The organism is Candidatus Dependentiae bacterium (assembly GCA_013821315.1).
Classification (GTDB): domain Bacteria; phylum Babelota; class Babeliae; order Babelales; family Babelaceae; genus JACDHA01.
This window is the reverse complement of record JACDHA010000026.1, coordinates 1-21,636: the sequence shown is the minus strand read 5'-3', so window position 1 is coordinate 21,636 and position 21,636 is coordinate 1. Positions and strand designations below refer to the sequence as shown.

The 21,636-nt window shown below is 37.8% G+C and carries 16 protein-coding genes; 8 read left to right on the top strand and 8 right to left on the bottom strand.

Annotated features, from left to right (window positions below; all coding sequences use genetic code 11):
* Positions 1-148: 148 nt before the first annotated feature.
* The 3 genes from H0X48_05870 to gspE form a co-directional block, all read right to left on the bottom strand.
* Complete coding sequence (locus H0X48_05870; protein ID MBA3954818.1) at positions 149-2,893, bottom strand: translocation/assembly module TamB domain-containing protein; 2,745 nt, start codon at positions 2,891-2,893, stop codon at positions 149-151.
* A gap of 86 nt (positions 2,894-2,979) precedes the next feature.
* A complete protein-coding gene (locus tag H0X48_05865; GenBank protein MBA3954817.1) occupies positions 2,980-3,483 on the bottom strand; it encodes a hypothetical protein in 504 nt (167 codons plus the stop codon).
* 3 nt (positions 3,484-3,486) lie between these two features.
* On the bottom strand, positions 3,487-5,199 hold the full coding sequence (gene gspE / locus H0X48_05860) for a type II secretion system ATPase GspE (protein MBA3954816.1): 1,713 nt from the start codon (positions 5,197-5,199) through the stop codon (positions 3,487-3,489).
* A 166-nt stretch (positions 5,200-5,365) separates the two neighbouring features.
* Between gspE and bamD the strand changes: the two genes are divergently transcribed.
* Together bamD and H0X48_05850 are read left to right on the top strand one after the other, a co-directional pair.
* Complete coding sequence (gene bamD, locus H0X48_05855; protein MBA3954815.1) at positions 5,366-6,145, top strand: outer membrane protein assembly factor BamD; 780 nt, start codon at positions 5,366-5,368, stop codon at positions 6,143-6,145.
* Positions 6,145-6,510, top strand: a complete 366-nt coding sequence (locus H0X48_05850) for a YraN family protein (protein MBA3954814.1) — start codon at positions 6,145-6,147, stop codon at positions 6,508-6,510. Before bamD ends, H0X48_05850 begins: the two co-directional genes overlap by 1 nt.
* A 100-nt stretch (positions 6,511-6,610) precedes the next feature.
* On the opposite strand, the gene H0X48_05845 is transcribed toward H0X48_05850, so the two are convergent.
* The 3 genes from H0X48_05845 to H0X48_05835 all read right to left on the bottom strand — a co-directional run bounded on the left by H0X48_05845 (position 6,611) and on the right by H0X48_05835 (position 8,369).
* Positions 6,611-6,913 (bottom strand): hypothetical protein, encoded by a 303-nt coding sequence (locus tag H0X48_05845; protein MBA3954813.1) that lies wholly within the window; start codon positions 6,911-6,913, stop codon positions 6,611-6,613.
* A gap of 185 nt (positions 6,914-7,098) precedes the next feature.
* On the bottom strand, positions 7,099-8,007 hold the full coding sequence (locus H0X48_05840; GenBank protein MBA3954812.1) for a hypothetical protein: 909 nt from the start codon (positions 8,005-8,007) through the stop codon (positions 7,099-7,101).
* Positions 8,008-8,030: 23 nt separating this feature from the next.
* Positions 8,031-8,369 (bottom strand): hypothetical protein, encoded by a 339-nt coding sequence (locus H0X48_05835; protein MBA3954811.1) that lies wholly within the window; start codon positions 8,367-8,369, stop codon positions 8,031-8,033.
* Positions 8,370-8,460: 91 nt separating this feature from the next.
* Here H0X48_05835 and H0X48_05830 point away from each other — a divergent pair, with 91 nt between their 5' ends.
* Complete coding sequence (locus H0X48_05830) at positions 8,461-9,111, top strand: CDP-archaeol synthase (GenBank protein MBA3954810.1); 651 nt, start codon at positions 8,461-8,463, stop codon at positions 9,109-9,111.
* A 1-nt stretch (position 9,112) separates the two neighbouring features.
* On the opposite strand, the gene H0X48_05825 is transcribed toward H0X48_05830, so the two are convergent.
* Complete coding sequence (locus H0X48_05825; GenBank protein ID MBA3954809.1) at positions 9,113-10,375, bottom strand: histidine--tRNA ligase; 1,263 nt, start codon at positions 10,373-10,375, stop codon at positions 9,113-9,115.
* Positions 10,376-10,538: 163 nt separating this feature from the next.
* Here H0X48_05825 and H0X48_05820 point away from each other — a divergent pair, with 163 nt between their 5' ends.
* The 5 genes from H0X48_05820 to H0X48_05800 all read left to right on the top strand — a co-directional run bounded on the left by H0X48_05820 (position 10,539) and on the right by H0X48_05800 (position 19,063).
* Complete coding sequence (locus H0X48_05820) at positions 10,539-12,116, top strand: hypothetical protein (protein ID MBA3954808.1); 1,578 nt, start codon at positions 10,539-10,541, stop codon at positions 12,114-12,116.
* An 18-nt stretch (positions 12,117-12,134) separates the two neighbouring features.
* Positions 12,135-14,846, top strand: a complete 2,712-nt coding sequence (locus tag H0X48_05815; protein MBA3954807.1) for a hypothetical protein — start codon at positions 12,135-12,137, stop codon at positions 14,844-14,846.
* A 373-nt stretch (positions 14,847-15,219) separates the two neighbouring features.
* On the top strand, positions 15,220-17,487 hold the full coding sequence (locus H0X48_05810) for a hypothetical protein (protein ID MBA3954806.1): 2,268 nt from the start codon (positions 15,220-15,222) through the stop codon (positions 17,485-17,487).
* 18 nt (positions 17,488-17,505) lie between these two features.
* Positions 17,506-18,204, top strand: coding sequence for a hypothetical protein (locus H0X48_05805; protein MBA3954805.1), 699 nt, complete (start codon positions 17,506-17,508; stop codon positions 18,202-18,204).
* 10 nt (positions 18,205-18,214) lie between these two features.
* Entirely contained in the window at positions 18,215-19,063 is an 849-nt protein-coding gene (locus H0X48_05800) for a hypothetical protein (GenBank protein MBA3954804.1), read from the top strand.
* An 86-nt stretch (positions 19,064-19,149) separates the two neighbouring features.
* Here the strand turns inward: H0X48_05800 and secA are convergent.
* The coding region (gene secA / locus H0X48_05795; protein ID MBA3954803.1) for a preprotein translocase subunit SecA at positions 19,150-21,636 on the bottom strand (2,487 nt) is incomplete at its 5' end.

The following is a 21,636-nucleotide window of genomic DNA, read 5'->3' as shown; positions in this document are numbered from 1 at the left end:
ACTAAACCTGCAAGAATTTTAGCTTGAGTATCTTGACTTTGATGAATAACATAAGCAACGACACCAAAACCTGCAAGTACTCCACAAAAAACTGTGCCTAAAGCTGCACGCTTTAGAAAAGATATTATCTTCATATATACCACTCCTTTTAAAATTTCCATCGCATTTCAACTTCACCACCGATATTACCTTGTTCATCTTTTATGCCACGAACACTCATATCGTCTGATACAGTATATTCAATCTCAACTTGCGTGTCTTCTGACAAAGTAAGATTATTTTGTACTGTAGCTCGTAGACGATCATTAATATCTATTTCTACTGCACCACGTATATCTCCCTTTTGATCGGCAAGCGTAGGAATAATACGTATGTGTTTAAGCGGCTTTAAGATAGTTTTAAATGATCGTTGTAATTTAGAAGAGCTTTCAGCAGGGCCAAACAATAAATCTTCTAAATTATGCATAATCATTGTAGGCATAACAAGCGAAAGAGATCCTTCTTCAGAGCCAGCAAGTAAAAGCGTAATAATTTGCTCTTCTTGTAAACTTGGTGTTGACTCAAAAGAAATCGTTGGTTGCCCAACAGATCCAGTAACTTGCAATGTTACCATATATTTTTTTATTTTATTTTTCGCGGTAAGTTCAATACGAGCATCGTCCAAACTGTCAGGACTAATAAAAATTTTTGCTTGAGTAATATACAGCGGCTTATAAGGGAATGCTAAAGTTCCTTCTGAAAGATTAATAGTACCTGAAACTTCTGGATTAAAAACAGAACCCTTGACCTTAATTTGCACACGTGCTTGCGCATCTAAAAAGGGTGTTTTTACATGGATAGGCTGCCTAGTATCGATTGAAAGATCTATGGTGCTGTCGTTGGTATAAGCAGTTAATGGCTTTACGGCACTACCTGCAAAATCTTTTTGCACTTGAGATGAAAGCAAGTTACTGCGCAAATGAGAATCATCAAGCATAATATACCCTTTTAACGATGAAGCACCTTCTTTTACGTAACTCATGCTCAAAGAACCAGACATAAGACCAAAAAATTCTTTATTCCAGCTTACCAAACAGTTTTGCACCACTAGAGGTATATGAGCAGACAACAAACTACTTTCATCAAAATAAAAAGCACAGCGAGAGCTCCAAGCAGATCCTTTATGTAATCCTACATTAAGATCTTTTACCTCTATAGTATGTAGGCGAGTATCTATATTAAACCTACCCGTTAAATCAGTAACCATATTATACACCGAAGGTATACGCAAGGTCCCTTTATGAAGCTTAATAGTACCTCTAATATGGCCCCGATCGTATTCTATATTTAAGCCTAAAGCACCGTCACCTTGCAACTCATAGCCAAGAAAATGGTGTACTGCGCGCTTTATAAAACTGTACTCAACAAAGCCCTCTAAACTATCTCCATGAGAATTTCTTTTAAACTCTAAGACAGGTTTACTGTGACCATAGGCACAACGAGCAACAGTTATTTTTAATGGCAGAAGAGAACCTTCGAGCCCATACGAATAACCATCGAGCGTACCAGTACAAGTTATAATATTTTTATATGCTTTAAGAGTACCCGAAAGAGCATGTACTTGATCTGCTTTTAGAGCTGAACAACGAACGGTATAATCTGCATGCAGCATACCCTCTTTGCTGAGCGTAGCTTTTATATGAGCTTCTCCTGGCTTAATAGTCACTCCTGAACTAAGAGCTACAGGCTGAGTGGTCATAAAATCTGTTTGAAGAGTAAAGTCTTGTAAATGTGCCTTCCAATTACCACTACCTGTTATACCCATAAGACTAGTAACTTCGTAAGTACCACTGGCGCTCATATGATTACCTTTAAAAGCTATCTGCGCTCGGTCAAGAGTACCAGAAGAATAACGAGCTTTTTCTAATGCACCTCGGCCACTATAAGTAATAGTATGTTTAAGAACATCAATTTCAACGTAGGATTCTAGAGAGGCACTACCAGCAATACCGCTTTTTTTATCACACAGTTGTGGTGCCCAAGCAGCCAACTGGGCTACATCTGCCATTGCAGTTATATCTGCTGCAATAATACCGTTACTAGAGCTTATATTGTGAACTTTGCATGATAATTTTTTATCACCAGTAGAAAATTCCAGAAAACCTTTAGTATGCTTATAAACACCGATTAAAGAGCACGGCTTAGGCTGTTGGGTATACCCTGGTATTTCAAAAGTAAGCTGTGTTTTTAACATACGAGCATACAAGTCCGTTGTTGCTATATCAGCTGATACTGTTCCAGCAATCTTTTGTGCATACAAACAATCTTGGTGCTTAATAGTTCCATTGGTATAAGTTATAACTGTTTTTGCTCTATTATCTATAAACAGACAGTCAGCTGAAAAAAACAACTGAGCATAGGTATTATTTTTTTCATTAGATAAATCAAGCACAGCTGCTTTAAATGAGCATTTTTTAAGTTCAAAAGGAACAATTGAAGGAGCTTGCATAATCAATTTTAAAGGCTCAACGAGAGCTAGAGACTTTTCATCAAGTTGTGTAGAGGCAGTAACATTATACCACGTTAAATCTGCTTCAATTTGATGTCTTGCAAGTAAGCCAAAAAGAGAAAATTCAAAAGTCATACGAGGACACGCAAGAGCCCATTGCTCAGAGCTCTGAGTTGTTTTTGACTTAACAGAAATAGAATCAATAACTATTTTACCGCTCAGTATATTAACTTGAGCCACCTGGCATTGCACCGGTACTTTCAATATTTCTTCAAAACTCTGTTGCAGCATTTGTTGAAGTTTATCTTTAAACCAAAGGTCATCTTGTAAAGCAGTTAGTGCTACTACAATTCCTAAACAGAGTGCAGCAAGTATATGTATACTCGTTTTAATAAAAGCAAACACTGCTCTCTTTCAATTTATTTGTGCCATAATTTTACACTATTAAGCGTACGAAATGAGAAAATTAACGCAACTGCTCGAGAGCAAGTTTAAGACAAAAGCACCCACTTATTGCCACTATAACGGTACTTTCTTATAAACCCTACCTTACCCACACCACAGGTCAATGCGTACGCACAGGAGTGCTTAGAATCAGTTAAAAACAGTGATCCAGAAGTAATAGTACCGTCAGGATAAAAAACAACGGTATTATTTTTAAAAGTGCTCGACTTTGCAAAACCTTTAAACTGAGTATTTTTATCTGTTATAAAAGCAGGTTGAGCAAAAACAACATCTCGAGCAAGCTTAGTATACTCACCATGCGCTCTATAGCTGCTCTTTTTTACATCAAGTATAAGCGTTTGTATTTGTTGCTCAACAGAGGCCTTACGCTGCAGATACAGCATAAGGCCATAGATATTTTCAAGTTCAGCCTTAACAAATAAACGATTATGCATAACAAAAAGGGGCATACTAAGACTTACAATAAGCAGTAACACAGAAACACTTAGAGTAACTTCCAATAAGCTTATGCCATACACATTAGTTTTCACGCTTTAGGCACCCATAATTTCAGTTGATGCAGCAACAGCTAGTACTTCCTCAAGCGTAGTGATGCCCTGCTTTATGCGGCGAACACCATCTTGCACAAGTAACGTCATGCCTTCTTTAACTGCTTCCGCTTGGATTATAGCCGTATCAGAACGTTCCATAGCTAAATGAGCTACACGACCCGACAGTACCATGATTTCAAAAATAGCTAGTCGACCTTTATAGCCTGTGTTAGAACAATTTTCGCACCCAACTGGTTGATAAAAAGTGATAGTTTTTGCCTCTTGCGCTGTAATACCAATACGCTTAAGAACATCAAGCTCTGGCTTATACGGCTTTTTGCATACTTCGCATAACCTACGCACAAGTCGTTGAGCAACAACCGAAGTTACCGTTGAAGCAATTAAAAAGGGCTCGATACCCATATCAATAAGACGCGTAATTGAAGCAGCAGCGCTATTGGTATGCAACGTACTTAACACTAAATGTCCAGTCAGCGCCGCTTGAATGGCAATTTGAGCAGTCTCTTTGTCACGTGTTTCTCCGATCATAACTATATCAGGATCTTGACGTAAAATAGAACGTAATGCAGCATCAAAAGTAAGACCTACTTTTTCACGTACTTGCACTTGGCTTATACCCTGCATTTGGTACTCAACGGGGTCTTCTACGGTTACAATATTAACTTCTGACGTATTAAGCTGACTTAAAATAGAATAAAGTGTGGATGTTTTACCTGAACCAGTAGGGCCAGTAATAAGCATAATCCCGTTAGGTTGCGTGATACTATACTCTATAATTTTATAGTCACGCTCACTAAAGCCTAGAGTTTTTAGTGCACCAAAAGTTTTAGTTTTATCAAGCAAACGCATTACAACGCGTTCTCCAAAACCCACAGGCAACGAAGAAACACGAATATCAATAGCTTTATCGGCAATTTTAATCTGAATACGACCATCTTGCGGTAATCGCTTTTCGGCTATATTTAAGTTAGCCATAATTTTAATACGCGAAATTAAAGCCGACTGAGCACGTTTTGGTGGCGTTAACGCAGGGTACATTACGCCGTCAATACGGTACCGTACACGAATTTCCTTTTCAAAAGGCTCGATATGTATATCTGAAGCTCCCCGCTTTACTGCTTGATACAGTATATGATTTACCAGCTTAATTATAGGTGCTTCATTAGCTACACCTAAAATATCAGCTTCGTCGATAGCACCTAAATCAACAGCACCTTCGGCAATCTGTTGCTCTTCTTCAAGCTCTTCGATCATTTGCTTGGTACCCTCTAGAGGATAGTATCTATTAATAGCATCGATAATTAAACTACGTGTAGCAACTATAGTACGTGTATCACCACCGAGCAGCAACGTAAGCTCATCAAGGGGCTGAAAGTCAGTAGGATCGGCCGTTACTAAAGTAATTTGACCATCAAGAAGTACGGGTATTACTGCATGCTCTCTTAAAAATTTAAGGGGTATCTTTGCAAGCAACTCAGGATCAGCCATCTTTTCGGTTATACTATCAACATATTTAATACCAAATTGATCAGCATGTGCTTTAGCTAAATCTTCGTCTTTAATAAGTTTATGTGCTTTAAGATATTCAACTAAATTTTGGTGATTATCTTCAGCAGCTTTTATAAAATCTTCTACTTCAATGGGCGTAAAAAGTTTGCGATTAACAAGCATTTGCCCTAAACTTTTTCGTATCATATAAACTCCTGGTATGGCACTCTATTTACTAAGATACCATAGTCTCTTAAGAGCAGCTACAGTATTGTTTTTTACCTCTCTTACAGCCCCCTCGAGCGCCTTGCTCGATTAGACTATCTGTGATAGTTTAAAGAAAAGATCATAGTTACTTTTAGGGGATTTTATTATGTGTATCTATTTATTATTGAGCGTTTTACTAGCAAGTTCGCTCACACACACCGCTTCAGAAGATTTAAGCAAATCTTTAAATAAACTCGTTGCAAAACAAACATTTGAAGAAGCCGCTTGGGCAAAAGACTACTACAAAAAAAGTGGCGATAAAGATATGTTTTTAAAATGTGGCGAACGGATGCTTGCGCTTGGGGGCGATCCTGAGCTTGTGCGAATAACAACATTAGAACTAGCTCAAACAGGTCTAGATTTAGGCAACTTTGAAACAGCACAAAAATACGCTTTAGAATATCAAACACTCTACCCAGGCACACCTGAAGCAAAAAAAGCTAGTTATATTGGTATTAAAGCTTATTTTTTATCTACACTTAGCCCAGACAGAGATCAAGCTCCAACTCAAAAAACTATAGAGCTTGGTGAAAAGTTTCTTAAAACGTATCCAGATGATACGGAATACGCTAAAAGTATTAAAGATATGCTTGATGGTTGTTACAGCAAAATACTTGAAAGCGAAATCAATGTTATTAATACCTATATTAGCAGGTATAAATATAACAAACGAGAAGGTGCCCTTACAGCAGCAAACAAGCGCTTAGCCTATATAAAAGAAAACGTATTACCCCACACAGTTAATCAACAGCAACGCGTTTCAGCTTTAGAAACTCGCTTAGCACAACTTACGCCTAAACCCAAAGTTGCTCCACTGATAGCTAGTACGCAACCAGACAGAATACTTGCTCAAGTTCCAACAACCAAAGTAGAAACAAAAGCTTAATGAGTATCGAGCGTATAGCCTTAGGCAAAAAAGGTGAAGAATTAGTTGCCCGCTTTTTAGAACAAGCGGGCTTTAGTATCTTAGAGCAAAATTACTCAATCAAACAGGGCGAGATTGATATTATTGCCCGTAAAGAAGAAGTACTTGCTTTTGTAGAAGTTAAATTAAGGCGTAACCCGTTATTTTCTCTTTCAGAGCTTATAGTGCCTTCAAAGCAACGCAAAATTGTTACAACAGCTTTATGGTATATCAACAAACATAACTTTCAAGACATGATATACCGCTTTGATGTTGCTCTTGTTGAAGGCACCCAAACAGACTATACAATAAACTATATCGAAAATGCGTTTACTGCATCTTACTAAATTTAAAAAAGATACACGTAGTTTTCTAGTATGACCAGAAAACTACGTGTATCTTTTTTTGTCTAAATTAAAAGACTCTACAATTTATTTGTTGTAAATCTTACTCGTCGTCATTATCATCATCGTTAGATTGCGAAAATATTTTATACGCTATATAACCAGCAGCACCTATTCCTGCGCTTACTAGAGCAACAGTAAATAACGAGCTTTCTTTTACAGTTGAAGTAGTAGATCCATTTTGATTATTGGTATAATTATATTCAAAAGAAGACCACCATGGAGAGCTACTAAGCTTTTGCTGTACCTGATCAAAAGGTGTCTGATTAGCTGTGCCGTGCATGCTGTAAAGACTATTACTGCTATATAATACCAAAGCAATCAAAAAAAACTTATAAAAGCGCATAAAAGCCCTTTCTGCCAATATTATTAGTATCTACTATCAATAGTATTAGTATATATCGTCAATTTTACAATATCAAAAGCTTAAGGAGTTAAAAAAGATACACGTAGTTTTCTAGCATGACCAGAAAACTACATATATCTTTTTTGTCTAAATTAAAAGACTCTACAATTTATTTGTTGTAAAGTTTACTCGTCGTCATTATCATCATCGTTAGATTGCGAAAATATTTTATACGCTATATAACCAGCAGCGCCTATTCCTGCGCTTACTATAGTTGCAATAGTATATCTACTTGAAAAGAATGAACCTTCTTTTGCTGTATCTGCTGTCGCATCTGATTTAGCGTCATCCATACCAGCAGTAGCATCAAATGATTTTTTAAGCTCTTTAGCTGGAGACTGAGGTGCTGAAGCAGTTTTACCGTTTCCATTAGAATTTGAAGTAATGTCTGTTTTAGCAGTATTACTATCAGTATCACTAACAGAATTTTTACGAGATCTCACGGGAGATTCAGCTGGAGTATGAACACGTGATCCTATAAGAGGTTGATACTCGTCACCAGAACTAGAACCATCCAAAGAACGTCTGCGAGCTTCAGCTGCAACAGCAAGCTTTAATCTTCTATCTTCGGATGTTCCTGGCATAACGCTCGCTGATAAATCAACAAGCTTATCTGTAGAGTGTTTAGGAGAACTTGAATTAGAATTAGAGCTGCTGCCTGAATCTGAGCTCGTATCATCTTGCTCTTGAGAAGCTTCTAGAACAGCTTGTGAGAGATTACGTGTTAATGTTTCAGAACCGGTCGTATACTTTGCAGTCCTTCTCTTAATTCTTCTCTCTCTGTGGCTTAAAACAGGAGAGCTGGGTTTAGGTTCTGGACTATTAAAAAAAGCTTGTTGATCTTGTATAGGAGTAATGTCTTTTACAGCTTCAAGATTATTATCTACAACAGAATAATCAACGCGCATAGTATCTGAACTATAGGTGCCTGTTACCCCTGCAGCACTATCAATTAACGATTCATTCATGGTATACATGCTAGTATGTGCACTAAGCAAACTAACAACAGAAAAAATAACAACATAACGATTCATAAAAATACCTCAAAGATTTAAAATTATTTAGAAAAAGAGTCAACAAGTTTGTGGACTATTATAGCTACACCAAATGCTAGCGCACCTATAACAGGATAGCGTACAGCGTTAGTAACGTGAGCCGAACTATTGGATGAAAAATCAGTTGGCGTAGGCACATTACTGCTATCGGAATTATTGGCTGAAGGTACTGAGTAATGTATTGGATAAGCAGCAGGTGCTTCTCCCTCAGTTGGTGTACTTAGAGGAGACATGTCATGACTACCGGAAAGCCTTAAGCCTTGATTTGGCTGCTGATCCATTGCATACATGCCAGCTACCAAACAAGCAGCTAAAATAACAAACAAACATTTTTTTTTCATACGGCTCCCTTTTTAAACTGTTATACTATGTCTAAACACTCATTATAGCATGTATGTTATAAAATCAAACAGTATTACATTTTGGATAGCAATGACCGAACTTACAAAAAGAATTTACACTTCTCTTATTTTGTTGCCGTTAACCTTAAGTTTACTCCTCTATGGGCCACAGTGGTCTATTAACAGTGTAGTACTTGGCCTACTTGTAGTTATTATACTTACTGAGTGGCCAAAGTTATTTTCATATAAGAGCATTACTTTTTGGACGCTTATGCCATTGTATCCTGTTGCGCCTTTTTTAGCATTTCTTGTTATTACTCACGTATCACGAATGCTTGCCCTTTATATGGTACTTACGGTAATTGCTCATGATGTAGGATCTTACATAGCGGGCAAGTTATTTGGCAAACATACTATTATACCCACAGTCAGCCCTGGTAAAACTTGGGAAGGGTTTGCAGGGGGTTACTGTGCAACTTTCTTAGTAACTGTAAGCTTTTTTTATACACAAAATTATTACAAAAATTATACCACTTTAGCTCTACTGGCAGCACTTATCTCTAGCACTGCTCTAGCAGGAGATTTATTTGAATCTTATATAAAGCGCCGAGCAGGACTTAAAGACTCAGGAGTCCTGCTGCCAGGGCATGGTGGCTTGCTTGACAGGCTAGATGCACTTATGTTTGTAGCAGTTCTGTTTTATTTTTTACGCCATCCATTACTAGATTTATTAACGCGCTAATTTAAGCTTTATGAGCTGCCAGCAAATAGCTTACTAAATCTTTATGGGCAATGCGCTGCTCGGTGCTTGCACTCATGTTTTTTACTGTTACCACTTGTTGGGCTTGTTCATCTGGGCCAATTAACAATACGTACTGAGCATCAAGCTTGTTTGCTTTACGCATCATGCTTTTAACTGATTCATCTTCAAGCAATATATCAGTTCTTAAATTATTTGCTTGTAGTTCATCGGCAAGCAATAAAGCGCTCGCATATTGCTCTTGCTCAAAGGGTATAATAACATGCAATGGTGGCAAGCTAGAAAGAGCAAGTTTTTCTTTTTGATTTTCTAACAGTAAGAGTACCCGCTCAATGCCAATACCTACGCCTATTGATGGGTGATCCTCTTTGCTACCAATATCTTTAACTAATTGATTGTAACGACCACCGCCACAAACAGCATTCTGGGCCCCCAGAGAAACGCTCACAAATTCAAACACTGTTTTACCATAATAATCAAGCCCACGCACTAAACGAGGTGCATACGAATAGGATACTGAAAGTGCTTCAAGAGTATGCTTGAGCGTTATCCATTCTTGGCTGCATGCAGGACACAGATAATCAGCTAAAGCAGGAGCTTGTGTATACAACTCTTGGCACTGAGGATTTTTGCAATCGTACACACGCATAACATTTTTTTCTTTACGCTCAGTGCATGTTGCACAGATGCCCTGCTCAACGGAGCTTAAAAAGTCATGTAATACATTTTTAAAATTAATCCTATCTTGAGCGCAGCCTAGAAAGTTAATCAAGAGCGCTATAGTATCAATTTGAAGAACTTCGGCAAAAAACCTATCTAACATTTTAATAAAATGAGCATCTTGACTGACTGAGTTGGAGCCAATAATTTCGATACTTACTTGATGAAATTCACGATAACGTCCTTTTTGAGGGCGTTCATGACGAAAGATAGCACCCCACTCAAAGACTTTCCACGGAGTAACTTGTATACCATTATTAACAAAAGCTCGCACAATAGCTGCTGTGTTTTCTGGTCGTAAACAAATAGATTCACTATCTGAGCCAGTATTGACGGTATACATTTCTTTAGTAACAACATCCGTTTCAGTACCCAAAGAACGCTTAAAAAGATCTGTTGGTTCTAAAATAGGTGTTTTGATTTCGGTAAAATTATAGGTACCTAAATGTTTTTTTAAAGAAGAAAGAAAAAAATTAAAAAGAGTTAAGTCTAAAAAGTCTTGAGTACCCTTAACACGATTAAACATACTAGTTCACCCAATTTTATAAATATATGCTGTAGTTTTATCTAAATTTGACACATATTTTCAAATAAATCAAAACACTAAGCGCTCATGGCTTATTGACAAGATTTAGACACTCATGGTACAAGTGAACCTAGTTATCTTTATTTAACCTTGGAGTTTTAGTATGAAAAAATTAGCGCTTGTCGCTGTAGCTCTCATAAGTGCTACTACAAGTAATGCCGTCAATGTTACTAGCCACACCTTCTTTTCAGTGCCACCACACTTTGAATCTTGGCGTCCTGAACGTATTGCCTTATTTAGAAATGGACTATTAAATCAATCACCTGAGGTTAAAAGCTCTGCTTTTCAAGCAGTTTTATTTGGCAGTGAAACTACAACAGATGGTTCACTTAAAATAGCTCGTTTCTTTTTGCCTGGTGGCTGCGGGACTAATTGTCTTAACTTTAAAGAATTTAACCCTTCAAATGAAACTGATGAACCCTTTGCAACCCAAGATAATGATCCTGCAAAAGATGTTGATGCAACCCATTTTAATATCCGCACAGTAAATAAAAACTTTTTAAGTAGCGTATGCTTCTACCCTGAGCAAAAAGTATTTGGTATTGGTCTTACTTATAAGCAGCGGCTGACGGCTAAATGTGACGGATCAACTGCTTTTTGGTTTGAAGCTTCAGCACCTATTGAGCGAGTACAAAACAGTATATGCCTTGTAGAAGATATTATAAATGATGGTGGCGGCCCCATAACCGATCAACTTGGTCTTGATGGTAGCCCCGTAGTAGGAAGCGTAAAAGAAGCATTTGCACAAAAAAATTGGCTTTACGGCAAAATAGATAACCGCTGCCGCCTTGAAAAATGGGGACTAGCTGATATTGAACTAAAAATTGGCTACACGAGCATTACCTACCCAGATCCACGTGCAGAACACTGCAGTTTGAATTCATATTTTGGCATTATTATTCCTACGGGTAGTTATGTTAAAAATAAATATGTTTTTGAGCCCATTATTGGTAACAACGGTCATTTTGGTGTTATAGCAGGTAATAGTATAGGATTTAAAACATATAGGCAAGGCCACTTACATGTAGGCTTTTTTTTAGATACCAATACTCAATACTTGTTTTACAACAATCAATTCCGGTCGTTTGATTTAATTGGAAAGCCCTTTAGCCGTTACATGGAAACTTATAACGGTCCTGAAGAGGCTTCGATTGCATTTGATAATAAATTGACCGCGAGTGGCACTTCCGGAATTAACGTTTTTTCTAAATGTATGCGTGTTCATCCTCACTTTTCTGCAAATATAAACTCTGCTGTTTTAGCAACGTATATTCTAGAGAATAGCACCTTTGTAGCCGAATTTGGTTTCAACTTGTATGTTCGCCAATCGGAAGCGGTTGAAATTATTAATAATGGTGATATATTAAATAATGTAGGTCTAAAAGCCGCAACGGGTTTAGGGGGGACAAACCAGGCCCGTACAATAAAAGACAATTTTCCGCGAGCAACAGTTCAGTTCGATCAAAGCTATGTAAATGTTACAGATTGTGCTATCGACTTTGAATCTGCAGCTCACCCGGCAGTTATCTCTCACACCGCATACGCATCTTTAGGTTATCGCCGGGAATCAGATTGTCCTTGTTTTGCAGCCATTGGTGGCTCTTGGGAATTTACCTCAAGACCAATTAATAGTGCTATTGAACGATGGACTGTTTGGGGGAAAGTAGGTATAACATTCTAACTTACTTAAGGGACACTTATGAAGTCATTATATAATTTCTTAACTTACTCATTAGCATTTCTTGTATGCATTAGTGGCGTAGCGCCATTAGGTGCACGAGTTGCTCACAATTTAGCACGTCGTAAAGCTTATGGTATTGCATTAAAAGCTCATCAGCAACGCGGCAGAAGCACTAAAAGATCTAGTCAATCACGACGTCAAAATGGTAGAAAACCTCTTTCTCGTCAAGCACTACGCAGATCAACAATTAAAAAAAATGTTGCTCAAAATCGCGCAGCTTTTGCACGTAATAGAGCAGCCCAACAAGCAACTTTAGCTCGTAACTATACAAACCGCGCTATAAATGCTAGAAATAGAGCTCAACAGCATAATAACCAAGCTCAAGAGGCGCGTGCAGCAGCACAACGTGCAACTAACGAACTTACATTATGCAAAAAACATTCTCAAACATATAAAGATATTGAGCAACGTATAGCACAAGCTACACAAAAAGCAGCTCAAGAAGAACGTGCTCGTGTACTGGCTCAAGCAGAAAGAGAAAAAGCTGCTTTAGAAGCACAACGTCATGCATTAGCACAACAACTTGCTCAAGTTCAAACGCAAGTAGCAACCAATCAAGCACGCTATGCTCGTGAGATACATGATCTTAAGATGGCTGCTCAGTTGCAACAAGGCCGTTTAAGCTCATTAGAGACAGAGCCTAAAAGAACAGCTGCTCAAACACAAGAAACTCAAGAGCTTAAGCATCAAATAACTGAAATGCTTAACCACATAAACGCTTTGAACACTAAGCTTGCTTACGGACAAGCTCAATTTGATAACTTACAGCAAGAATATACAAAGCTTAGAGAAGCAAAAGCTGAAAGCCCAAAAGCGTTACGCGATCAGTTTACACAAACTGCAGAATTCACCCAAAACGCGCAAAATGAATTAGAGCAAGAAGAAGCTCATGAGCAAACTGCTTATAAAACAAGCCAAGCAGCACTAGAGCAAGCTAAACAAGCAGCTCAACAAGCAGCACAAATTGCTGATGCTAGCCCTGAAGCATTGCTTGATGCTCAGATAAAGCTTACTGAGTACAAAGATGCTTTTGAACAAGTAGCTCAAAAGACAACTGATAGTAACTGTTTAGAAGACAATCAAGCAGAAATTCATAGATTAAGTGAAAAACTTAAAGCTGCAGATGATAACTATGAACAAGTAAAACCAGAAGTTATCATACCAGAGCAACAAGATTTAGACACTTCTAATTCTACTGATTCTGAATTACCTGCAGAACCAATTTTAGAAGAAATAATAACACCTGTACAGTCAGAATCTGAACCAGTTACAGACGCTGAAGCTACGATAGTTATGCAACCTGTGGTTATACCTAATGTAAGCCTAGAGCAACAAGCTCAAGTACAACCAATAGAACTAGAAGTTATGTTGCCAGCGCAACAAGATTTAGACACTTCTAATTCTCCTGATTCTACATTACCTGCAACACCAATTTTAGAAGAAATAATAACACCTGTACAGTCAAAATCAGAACCAGCTACGGAGCCTAAAGCTACGATAGTTATTCAACCTGTGGTTATACCTAATGTAAGCCTAGAGCAACAAGCTCAAGTACAACACGTAGAACCAGCAGTTATTTTGCCAGAGCAACAAAACTTAGACACTTCTAATTCTGACGATGAAGAAGAATTAGTAATACACAGAATACAGGTAGATAAACAACAACCTGTAATATCAGAAGAACCAGCGTTAGAAGAAATAAGAACACCTGTGCAGTCAGAATCAGCTACGGATCCTGAAGCTACGATAGTTATTCAACCTATGGTTTTACCTAGTGCAACTCCAGAGCAACAACCTCAAGATGATGATAAAGAACCAGTAACACCTATAAGCAATAGTAATGGCAATGGTTCGGCTAAAAAAGAGCTTGAGCCTGTGTATTTTAACATCAGAGAAAAACAGTTAACACTTACTGATGCTGGTTTTGATGCATGGCTTTTATCAAGAACTGATCAGCAAATAAAATCTGATGCAGGACTATTAAGTGTTCAGCTTAACAAGGATAGCGCTCTAAAGACTTTAGAAGGCGCAGAGCGTCGCGGTAAAAGGCTTGCTCCTTTTACAAATAAAATAAAAACTGGTACCCCAGAACTTGCTGAAAAAGCAATAAAGCTTCTAGAAAAAAGCTTAAATTTACCCGAAACCCTTTCTATAGACGATGAGCGTTTAAGTGAGCTTAGGGGATTAAAAAACCAGGTAGCAGCTTATAACTCATTTATTGAGCAAGAAAAAAACAAGTCGGCACGCCAAGCTACTCAAGTAAGCCAAGAGGAAGGTCTTGACTTAGCAGATGAAAAAGAAAGCATTTCAGCACCTGTAGTTGACCCAAACGCGACTCAGCCAGCTGCACAAGCTCAGACTGAAGCTCCTCAAGAAAAATATGTTGCGTTAGAAGGAATAATAAAACCTGATGAAGCTAACAATAACTCAAATGGTTTGGGCACAGCTCTCACAGAAGAAGATAGAAAAGTTGATGATATTCTGCGAACAGCAACAGATGATCAACAGCAAATCCAAAAGCCTACTGTATTAGGGCGCGCATGGAACTGGGCTAAAAGCAAGCTTGCAAATGCTACCAAATCTGCACCAGTACTTCCTTCAAAGGATACCAATAACAGTGACTCAGAAGATCCTAATCGCGAGTTAAAATTCGAAGCAGACAAACTATAAATTAAACAGTATTTAATGCAAAGCCCAGGGTAAAACCTGGGCTTTTTGTTTGCCTAAAGTCTTTTATGAGTCTAATCTAGGGCTAATTTAATATTCTATTATAAAGTTTTATTGAAATTAATTATTATTTAGTATATAATAATGATATATAATATAATTTGAAGTTCTCAATAATTGCCTTCACCCTTAATATAAAAATCTATAAAGTATCTCAGCTAACTCTAGTGAGTATCTGCATAGGTTGCGTACTTACAACAGTCAGTCAACAAATAACAGAGTAAAAGTTTAGGTTCAGACTAAAGCTGCTCCATACACAAAGGCAATTAATCACCCTAAGGTGAATGAGCCTCCATTATCAAAAAAAGGGAAACCTATGAACGTGTTCTATAACGTAGTATCTTATATAGTATTAACACTTGTATGCACAAATAGCGTAACTCTATTATATGCACAAACTGCTCCCAATATGGCTCGTCGTAAAACTTATGGCATTGCCCTAAACGGGTACAGACAAAACAAAATAAACAAACGCCCAAACAGACGTCAAAGTCGCAGAAGGCCACTTTCTCGGCAAGCTTTACGTAGATCGCTCATGAAAAAAAATGAAGCACAGAGACAGGCTTTTTTTGCACATAAAAGAGCAACGTATCAAGAAATCTTAACACGTAATTATACTAATCTGGCCTTAGATGCTAAGCGTAGAGCTGAGCAACATGCTCAACAAGCTCAAGAAGCACGTGCAACAGCACAACGCGCAACTAATGAACTTGAACTCTATAAAAAAAGAACTGTAGAAACAGATAAAAATAGAGAGCAGCGTATTGCCCAAGCTACACAAAAAGCAGTTCAAGAAGAACGTGCTCAACTACAAGCTCAAGCTCAGGCGCAAAAAGCAGCCCTAGAAGCACAACGTCATGCACTGTTACAACAAGTTTCTCAAGCACAAGAACAAATAGCCCGTGATCAAGTAACAAATCAACAATTAGTACATGCTCTTCAAACAAAAATACAACTTGAACAAGGGCGCGTAAGCTCGCTAGAAACACAACTAAAAAGAACCCCTGTTGAGGCTCAAGAAGTTCAAGAACTTAAAGTTCAACAAGCCGAGATGCTTAAACACCTGGATGCCTTACAAGCTAAACTTATATATGGCCAAGAGCAAAATAGAATTTTAAGTCAAGAGAATGCAAGACTTAGCCAAATAAAAACAGAAGAGCTACAACTTGTACAGCAAGAGTTTAAACAAGCACAAGAGCTTATCGCACAATTTCAAAAAGAAAAAACTGCTAGTAATACAAGTAGTCTAAAGCCTAGTCAAACAGCAGAGCAAGATTTTGAACAAGCACGCTTAGCTGCTCAACAAGCAGTACAAGATGCTCAAACTGCTCCTGAAAAAGCATATACGGCTCAGCAAAAAATATATGAACTGCAAGCGCTATCTACAGACAAGATCAATCAACTTACTTCTTTAGAGGAAAAACAACGAGAACAAGTTACTACACTACAAGAACAACTTGATGCTCTAGCTCTAGCTAATAATACTGTAGAAGAACTGCAAGAATCGCCTATTATTCAAGTAGAGTTGACTAAGACTGATCCAGTACAAACTCAATCTGATTCTAGTGTAATTTCTGATTCTATCGTAATGAATGAGCAACCAGCTCTAGATAAACAGATACCACAAACAGTATCGAATACTGATAGTAATGGCAGTGGAACAACTGAGATAAAACCAACCTATATAAGCGCTGGGGCTGCTCCTCAAGTAAGTGAAGATCAGTTACCACTAGCTCACCTAATGGCACAGCAAGCAGCACAAGAAGCTCACCAAAACCCATCTAAGATACCTAATGCACAACAAAAAGTAGATGCTTATCAAGAGACTCTTAGTAAGGCTCTGAAAAACACATTAGAGCGTAAAGAAGCTAATGCTGCCCACTTTAAAGCGCAACAGGAAAGACTAGAAAAACAACAACAAGAATTACATACTTTACAAAGTAGATTTGACACTATGGTTAACAATATTCCTAAAGAAGAATTATCACCAGAAGAGATAAAGCAATTAAATAGCACAAAGCTAGAAATTGATAAAGATAAAAAAATTTTAAATCAAGCAATAACCTTAATGCTTGAAGACAAATCAGAAAATGACACTTACTTTGTAAAGCAAGAAAAAGCATTAGCTCTACAACAAGAAGAGGTTGATGAACTACAAAGTCAAGTTGCTCTTTTAGCTAAAAAAATTCAGCAAACACTACCTGCTAGTGCAAGCGCAGAACAGCCTAGTAGATATCAGCCTGTTGGTAACTATTTCGCCAGCAATGCTTTTGATACCTGGCTTTCAAACTCAACAAACAACCAAATAATAGCAGAAGCTCAAAATTTAAATAAATCACTTGAGCAATCAGCGAACCGTTTTAATGTGGCAAACAGAGTAGAGGCTCGAGCACAAAGAGTTATGCCTATCATTGAAAATATAAAAAATAAAGATCAAACATATGCTCAAAAAGCACTCTTGTTTTTAGACACACTGTTTGAGCCCTTTAAGAATATCCCTGAAGAAGTCTATGAAAATGACCCTAAATTAAAAAACTTTAAATCACTTAAACAAAAAATAGCCGCTACCAAAAAGGCTGTTTAATAATAAAAAGGACGACTTATGAAAAAGATAGTTTTATCGCTCGCATTACTACTGAGTGCTTTTGTAAGCTTTATGCCTACAACGCATGCAATGGTAGCAAGTAATAGTTTAAAAAGATTTAGAACAGCTGTAGCAACACATGACGAGCATGAAGCTGCTGCTAACTATTACGATCTTAGTGAAAACGAACAAAGAATGGCACGCTATGAACTTAAAATAGCTAACATGACTATTCCTGGCATAGAACAAGATACAGTTCAGCCCGTACAGCAAACTCAAACCGCGCAACCTGCAACACAAAAGACCAGTACACCTTTAAGTACCCCTACTCCAACATCTACCCTACTAAGCTCAGATGAAATGGCAAGTCAAGTTGAAGCTCAATTGACTCTTTTAGATCAACTAAAAGTAGCCAACAAAGAACTAGAAGCAAAATTAGTTGTAGCTAGACAAAACGAAAATCAGATAAAAACTGAAACTAAAGATGTGCAAAAAGAAAATGCAGCTATTAGAGAAATAATTGCCCAGCTTAAAACTCAAACTCAAAAATTGCAAACTCAAATAAACCTACCAAGTACTAGTGCACAATCTCGTGACCTACGCATAACAAGCCTACTTGCAAGTGCTAACAATCGTATTAAAGAGCAGTTACAACAGTTAGAGCTACGCAAAGCAGAGCTTAGAGAACTTATAGCAACAGCAAAAAAAACTATCTAAAAGGAAAATTATGAATATATACAAATATAGCATGCTTCTTAGTGTTAGTATTATTTCACTAACCTTAAGTATGAATCAGTATCTAAGTGATTTTGACGTAGCACTTGATCATTATTTTACATCCCAAGGATCAGCTCAAGCAGTAAATCACTTAGCAGCTGCCTATGCAAGCTTAACTCCTTATGAACAAGAGCAAAAGCAAGAGCAGCTACTAGCTTTAGGCATCACTCTGCCAAGAGCTCATGCAGCGCAGACGCCAAGCCAGCCACATACAGCAGTTCAAACCAAAACTAGCAACCAGTATAAACACTATACTGATGCCCTCCTACAGTGGGATAGCAGGCCTACAGGATCTAATTTTCAACTTATATTGAATGCAATTGATAAGCTAGAAGACCCTGTAGAAAAATATGATGCCACAAACTTTGTGCAAGGCTTACTGCATAAATACGCACAAGACACTGCTGAATTTAAAGCAGCTGATCGTATATATGCACAATGGCTACAACAAAGACTTATAACGCTTAATAAAAATGAGCAGTATCTTACGCAAGAACAGGCTAATATTAAAGAACACTTAGAAACGTGCGCAACTAATGACCCTGCATGCCAAGAGCGTAAAGAAAAAGCGCAGCAAAGTAATGCTCAGCTTAAAAAACAACAAGAAGAACTCCAAAGGGAGTACCAGGCATTAACAGCGCAACTACACACTGCTCAAGCTAATACTCAATTGTCACCTGAGACACTGCAAGCTGAAAACCAACAGCTTACAAGCCAATTAGCTCAAGCACTTACTGAAGTTGCTGCGCTAGAAAAAGAATATGAGCAACTACAAGCACATAAAAAACCAAGAATATAACAAAAAACATAACCAGACAGTTAAAAAGGGAGGCTTTTGGCCTCCCTTTTTAAGTTTTTCTTGTCTAAGATTAGTTGTAGTATCCCTTACTTAGCACAGCATTTTTTATATTTTTTACCAGATCCACAGGGACAATCTTCGTTGCGACCTGTTTTATCTGATTGAGCTTGTTCGTGCTCATGATCATGATGATGGTCACCTTCTGGTTCCTCTGGGCCGGTCAGATGAAGATGCTCAAGCTCTTGCTCACGTTTTCTTTCAAGTTCAGCATGATTAAAATGGTCTACATTGAGATGGAACACATGGTGTACCACTTCAGCACGCACTTGACGAAGCATGTCTTCAAACATACCAAAGGCTTCACGTTTATACTCAATAAGTGGATTCTTTTGACCCCAACTACGTAAACTAATCCCTTCTTTAAGGTGATCAAGATTCAGCATATGTTGTTTCCAAGCTTGATCAATAGTTTCAAGCATCAACCATTTATGAGCATCTTGCAGCATTGCTAGTTTATGCTGATCTACAGTCTCGCCGCCTGGTGCTTCGTAACGTTGTAACAGATACTCAACTAAATCGTCTTGTAAATGAATTAGATTTTTGGCTTTATAAAAAGGCAATGCTTCAAGTTGCTCTGGTGTAGTATTAACCATTTGAGCAAGCGATTTAGTAAACTCAGCTATTTCTTCAGCCTTAGCACCTTTAGATGGTACAAGAGTATGCATAAGATCGCTTACTGCGTCTGAGATCATTAGACGTACAAGTTCTGTAATACGTGCATCACCTTCAAGTACTTCACGTCGTATACGATACACAATAGTACGCTGTTGGTTAAGTACATCATCATATTCAAGTAAGTGTTTTCTAATGTCAAAATTATGTTTTTCAACTTTTTCTTGAGAATCTTCTATACGCTTAGAGATAAATGTTGACTCAATATTTTCATCTTCAGTCATACCAAGCATTTGCATACGCTTCTTAATGGTATCACCAGGAGAAAATATACGTATTAAATCGTCTTCAAGTGATATATAAAAGCGAGATTCGCCTGGATCTCCTTGACGACCTGCACGACCACGTAGCTGATTATCAATACGACGGCTTTCGTGCCGTTCAGTACCTAAAATATACAGACCACCTGCTGCACGAGATTCATCAGTTAATTTAATATCAGTACCGCGACCAGCCATATTGGTAGCAATCGTTACACGACCTTTTTCACCAGCATGAGCTACAATTTCTGCTTCACGAGCATGGTTTTTAGCATTCAACACTTCGTGCGGTATACCATTAGCAGTAAGAATCATGCTTAAAAGCTCAGAGGTCTCAATGGCTATAGTACCTATAAGTGCTGGTTGCCCTTTTGAGTGTCTTTCTTTGATATCTTCTACTATAGCTTTATATTTTGCATTTTTACTTAAAAAGATAAGATCTTGTTTATCTTTACGGATCATATCTTTGTTTGTTGGTATAGCTATAACATCAAGCTTATAAATTTTATGAAATTCTTCAGCTTCCGTTACTGCTGTACCTGTCATACCTGCAAGCTTGCCATATAATCTAAAGTAATTTTGTAAGGTAATAGAAGCTAATGTTTGGCTTTCACGTTCTATTTTAACGCCTTCTTTAGCCTCTAATGCTTGATGCAATCCGTCGCTATAGCGTCTACCAGGCAAAATACGACCGGTAAATTCATCAACTATCAATACTTGATCGTCTTTAACTACATAATCAACGTCACTTTTAAACAGCGCATGAGCACGAAGCGCTTGGTTAACATGATGCACAAGCTTAATATGATCAAGAGCGTACAAGTTTTTAACACCAAAAAATGACTCAACTTTATCGTTACCCGACTCAGTAAGCTGTGTCGAACGAGCTTTCTCATCTACTTCATAATCAACATCTTTGACAAGGCTATGCATAGCTCTATTAGCATCAGAATAAAGCCTGCTGCTTTCATCAGAAGAGCCGGAAATAATTAACGGTGTACGTGCTTCATCAATTAAAATAGAATCCACTTCATCGACTATTGCGTAATTAAGCTCACGTTGCACGTAGTCTTCAAGCCTAAATTTCATGTTATCTCGTAGATAATCAAAACCAAGCTCATTATTAGTTGCATACACAATATCTGATTGGTAGATTTTTTTACGCTCAGAGTCAGGAATGGAGTTTTGAATAATACCTACCGACATACCCAAGTGATTATACACAGGGCTCATCCATTCAGCATCACGACGAGCCAAATAATCGTTTACGGTTACCAAGTGAGCGCCTTTGCCAGACAAAGCATTAAGATACAGCGCTAACGTTGCTGTTAAGGTTTTTCCTTCTCCAGTTTTCATCTCAGCTATAGTGCCATTATGAAGAACCATACCACCGATAAGCTGTACATCGTAATGGCGTTGATTAAGTTTGCGACGCGCAGTTTCACGCACTACGGCAAAAGCTTCTGGCAAAATATCGTTTAGAGTTCTACCACGCTCTATTTGTTCTTTAAACTCGTTGGTTTTAAAAGCAAGCTGCTCGTCTGAGAGAATTTGTATACGAGCTTCAAGTGAATTAATTTT

Bases quoted from the DNA above. Each gene is read 5' to 3' on its own strand.
- gspE (MBA3954816.1), bottom strand. From the start codon at position 5,199: ATGATACGAAAAAGTTTAGGGCAAATGCTTGTTAATCGCAAACTTTTT.
- bamD (MBA3954815.1), top strand. From the start codon at position 5,366: ATGTGTATCTATTTATTATTGAGCGTTTTACTAGCAAGTTCGCTCACA.
- H0X48_05850 (MBA3954814.1), top strand. From the start codon at position 6,145: ATGAGTATCGAGCGTATAGCCTTAGGCAAAAAAGGTGAAGAATTAGTT.
- H0X48_05845 (MBA3954813.1), bottom strand. From the start codon at position 6,913: ATGCGCTTTTATAAGTTTTTTTTGATTGCTTTGGTATTATATAGCAGT.
- H0X48_05840 (MBA3954812.1), bottom strand. From the start codon at position 8,007: ATGAATCGTTATGTTGTTATTTTTTCTGTTGTTAGTTTGCTTAGTGCA.
- H0X48_05835 (MBA3954811.1), bottom strand. From the start codon at position 8,369: ATGAAAAAAAAATGTTTGTTTGTTATTTTAGCTGCTTGTTTGGTAGCT.
- H0X48_05830 (MBA3954810.1), top strand. From the start codon at position 8,461: ATGACCGAACTTACAAAAAGAATTTACACTTCTCTTATTTTGTTGCCG.
- H0X48_05825 (MBA3954809.1), bottom strand. From the start codon at position 10,375: ATGTTTAATCGTGTTAAGGGTACTCAAGACTTTTTAGACTTAACTCTT.
- H0X48_05820 (MBA3954808.1), top strand. From the start codon at position 10,539: ATGAAAAAATTAGCGCTTGTCGCTGTAGCTCTCATAAGTGCTACTACA.
- H0X48_05815 (MBA3954807.1), top strand. From the start codon at position 12,135: ATGAAGTCATTATATAATTTCTTAACTTACTCATTAGCATTTCTTGTA.
- H0X48_05810 (MBA3954806.1), top strand. From the start codon at position 15,220: ATGAACGTGTTCTATAACGTAGTATCTTATATAGTATTAACACTTGTA.
- H0X48_05805 (MBA3954805.1), top strand. From the start codon at position 17,506: ATGAAAAAGATAGTTTTATCGCTCGCATTACTACTGAGTGCTTTTGTA.
- H0X48_05800 (MBA3954804.1), top strand. From the start codon at position 18,215: ATGAATATATACAAATATAGCATGCTTCTTAGTGTTAGTATTATTTCA.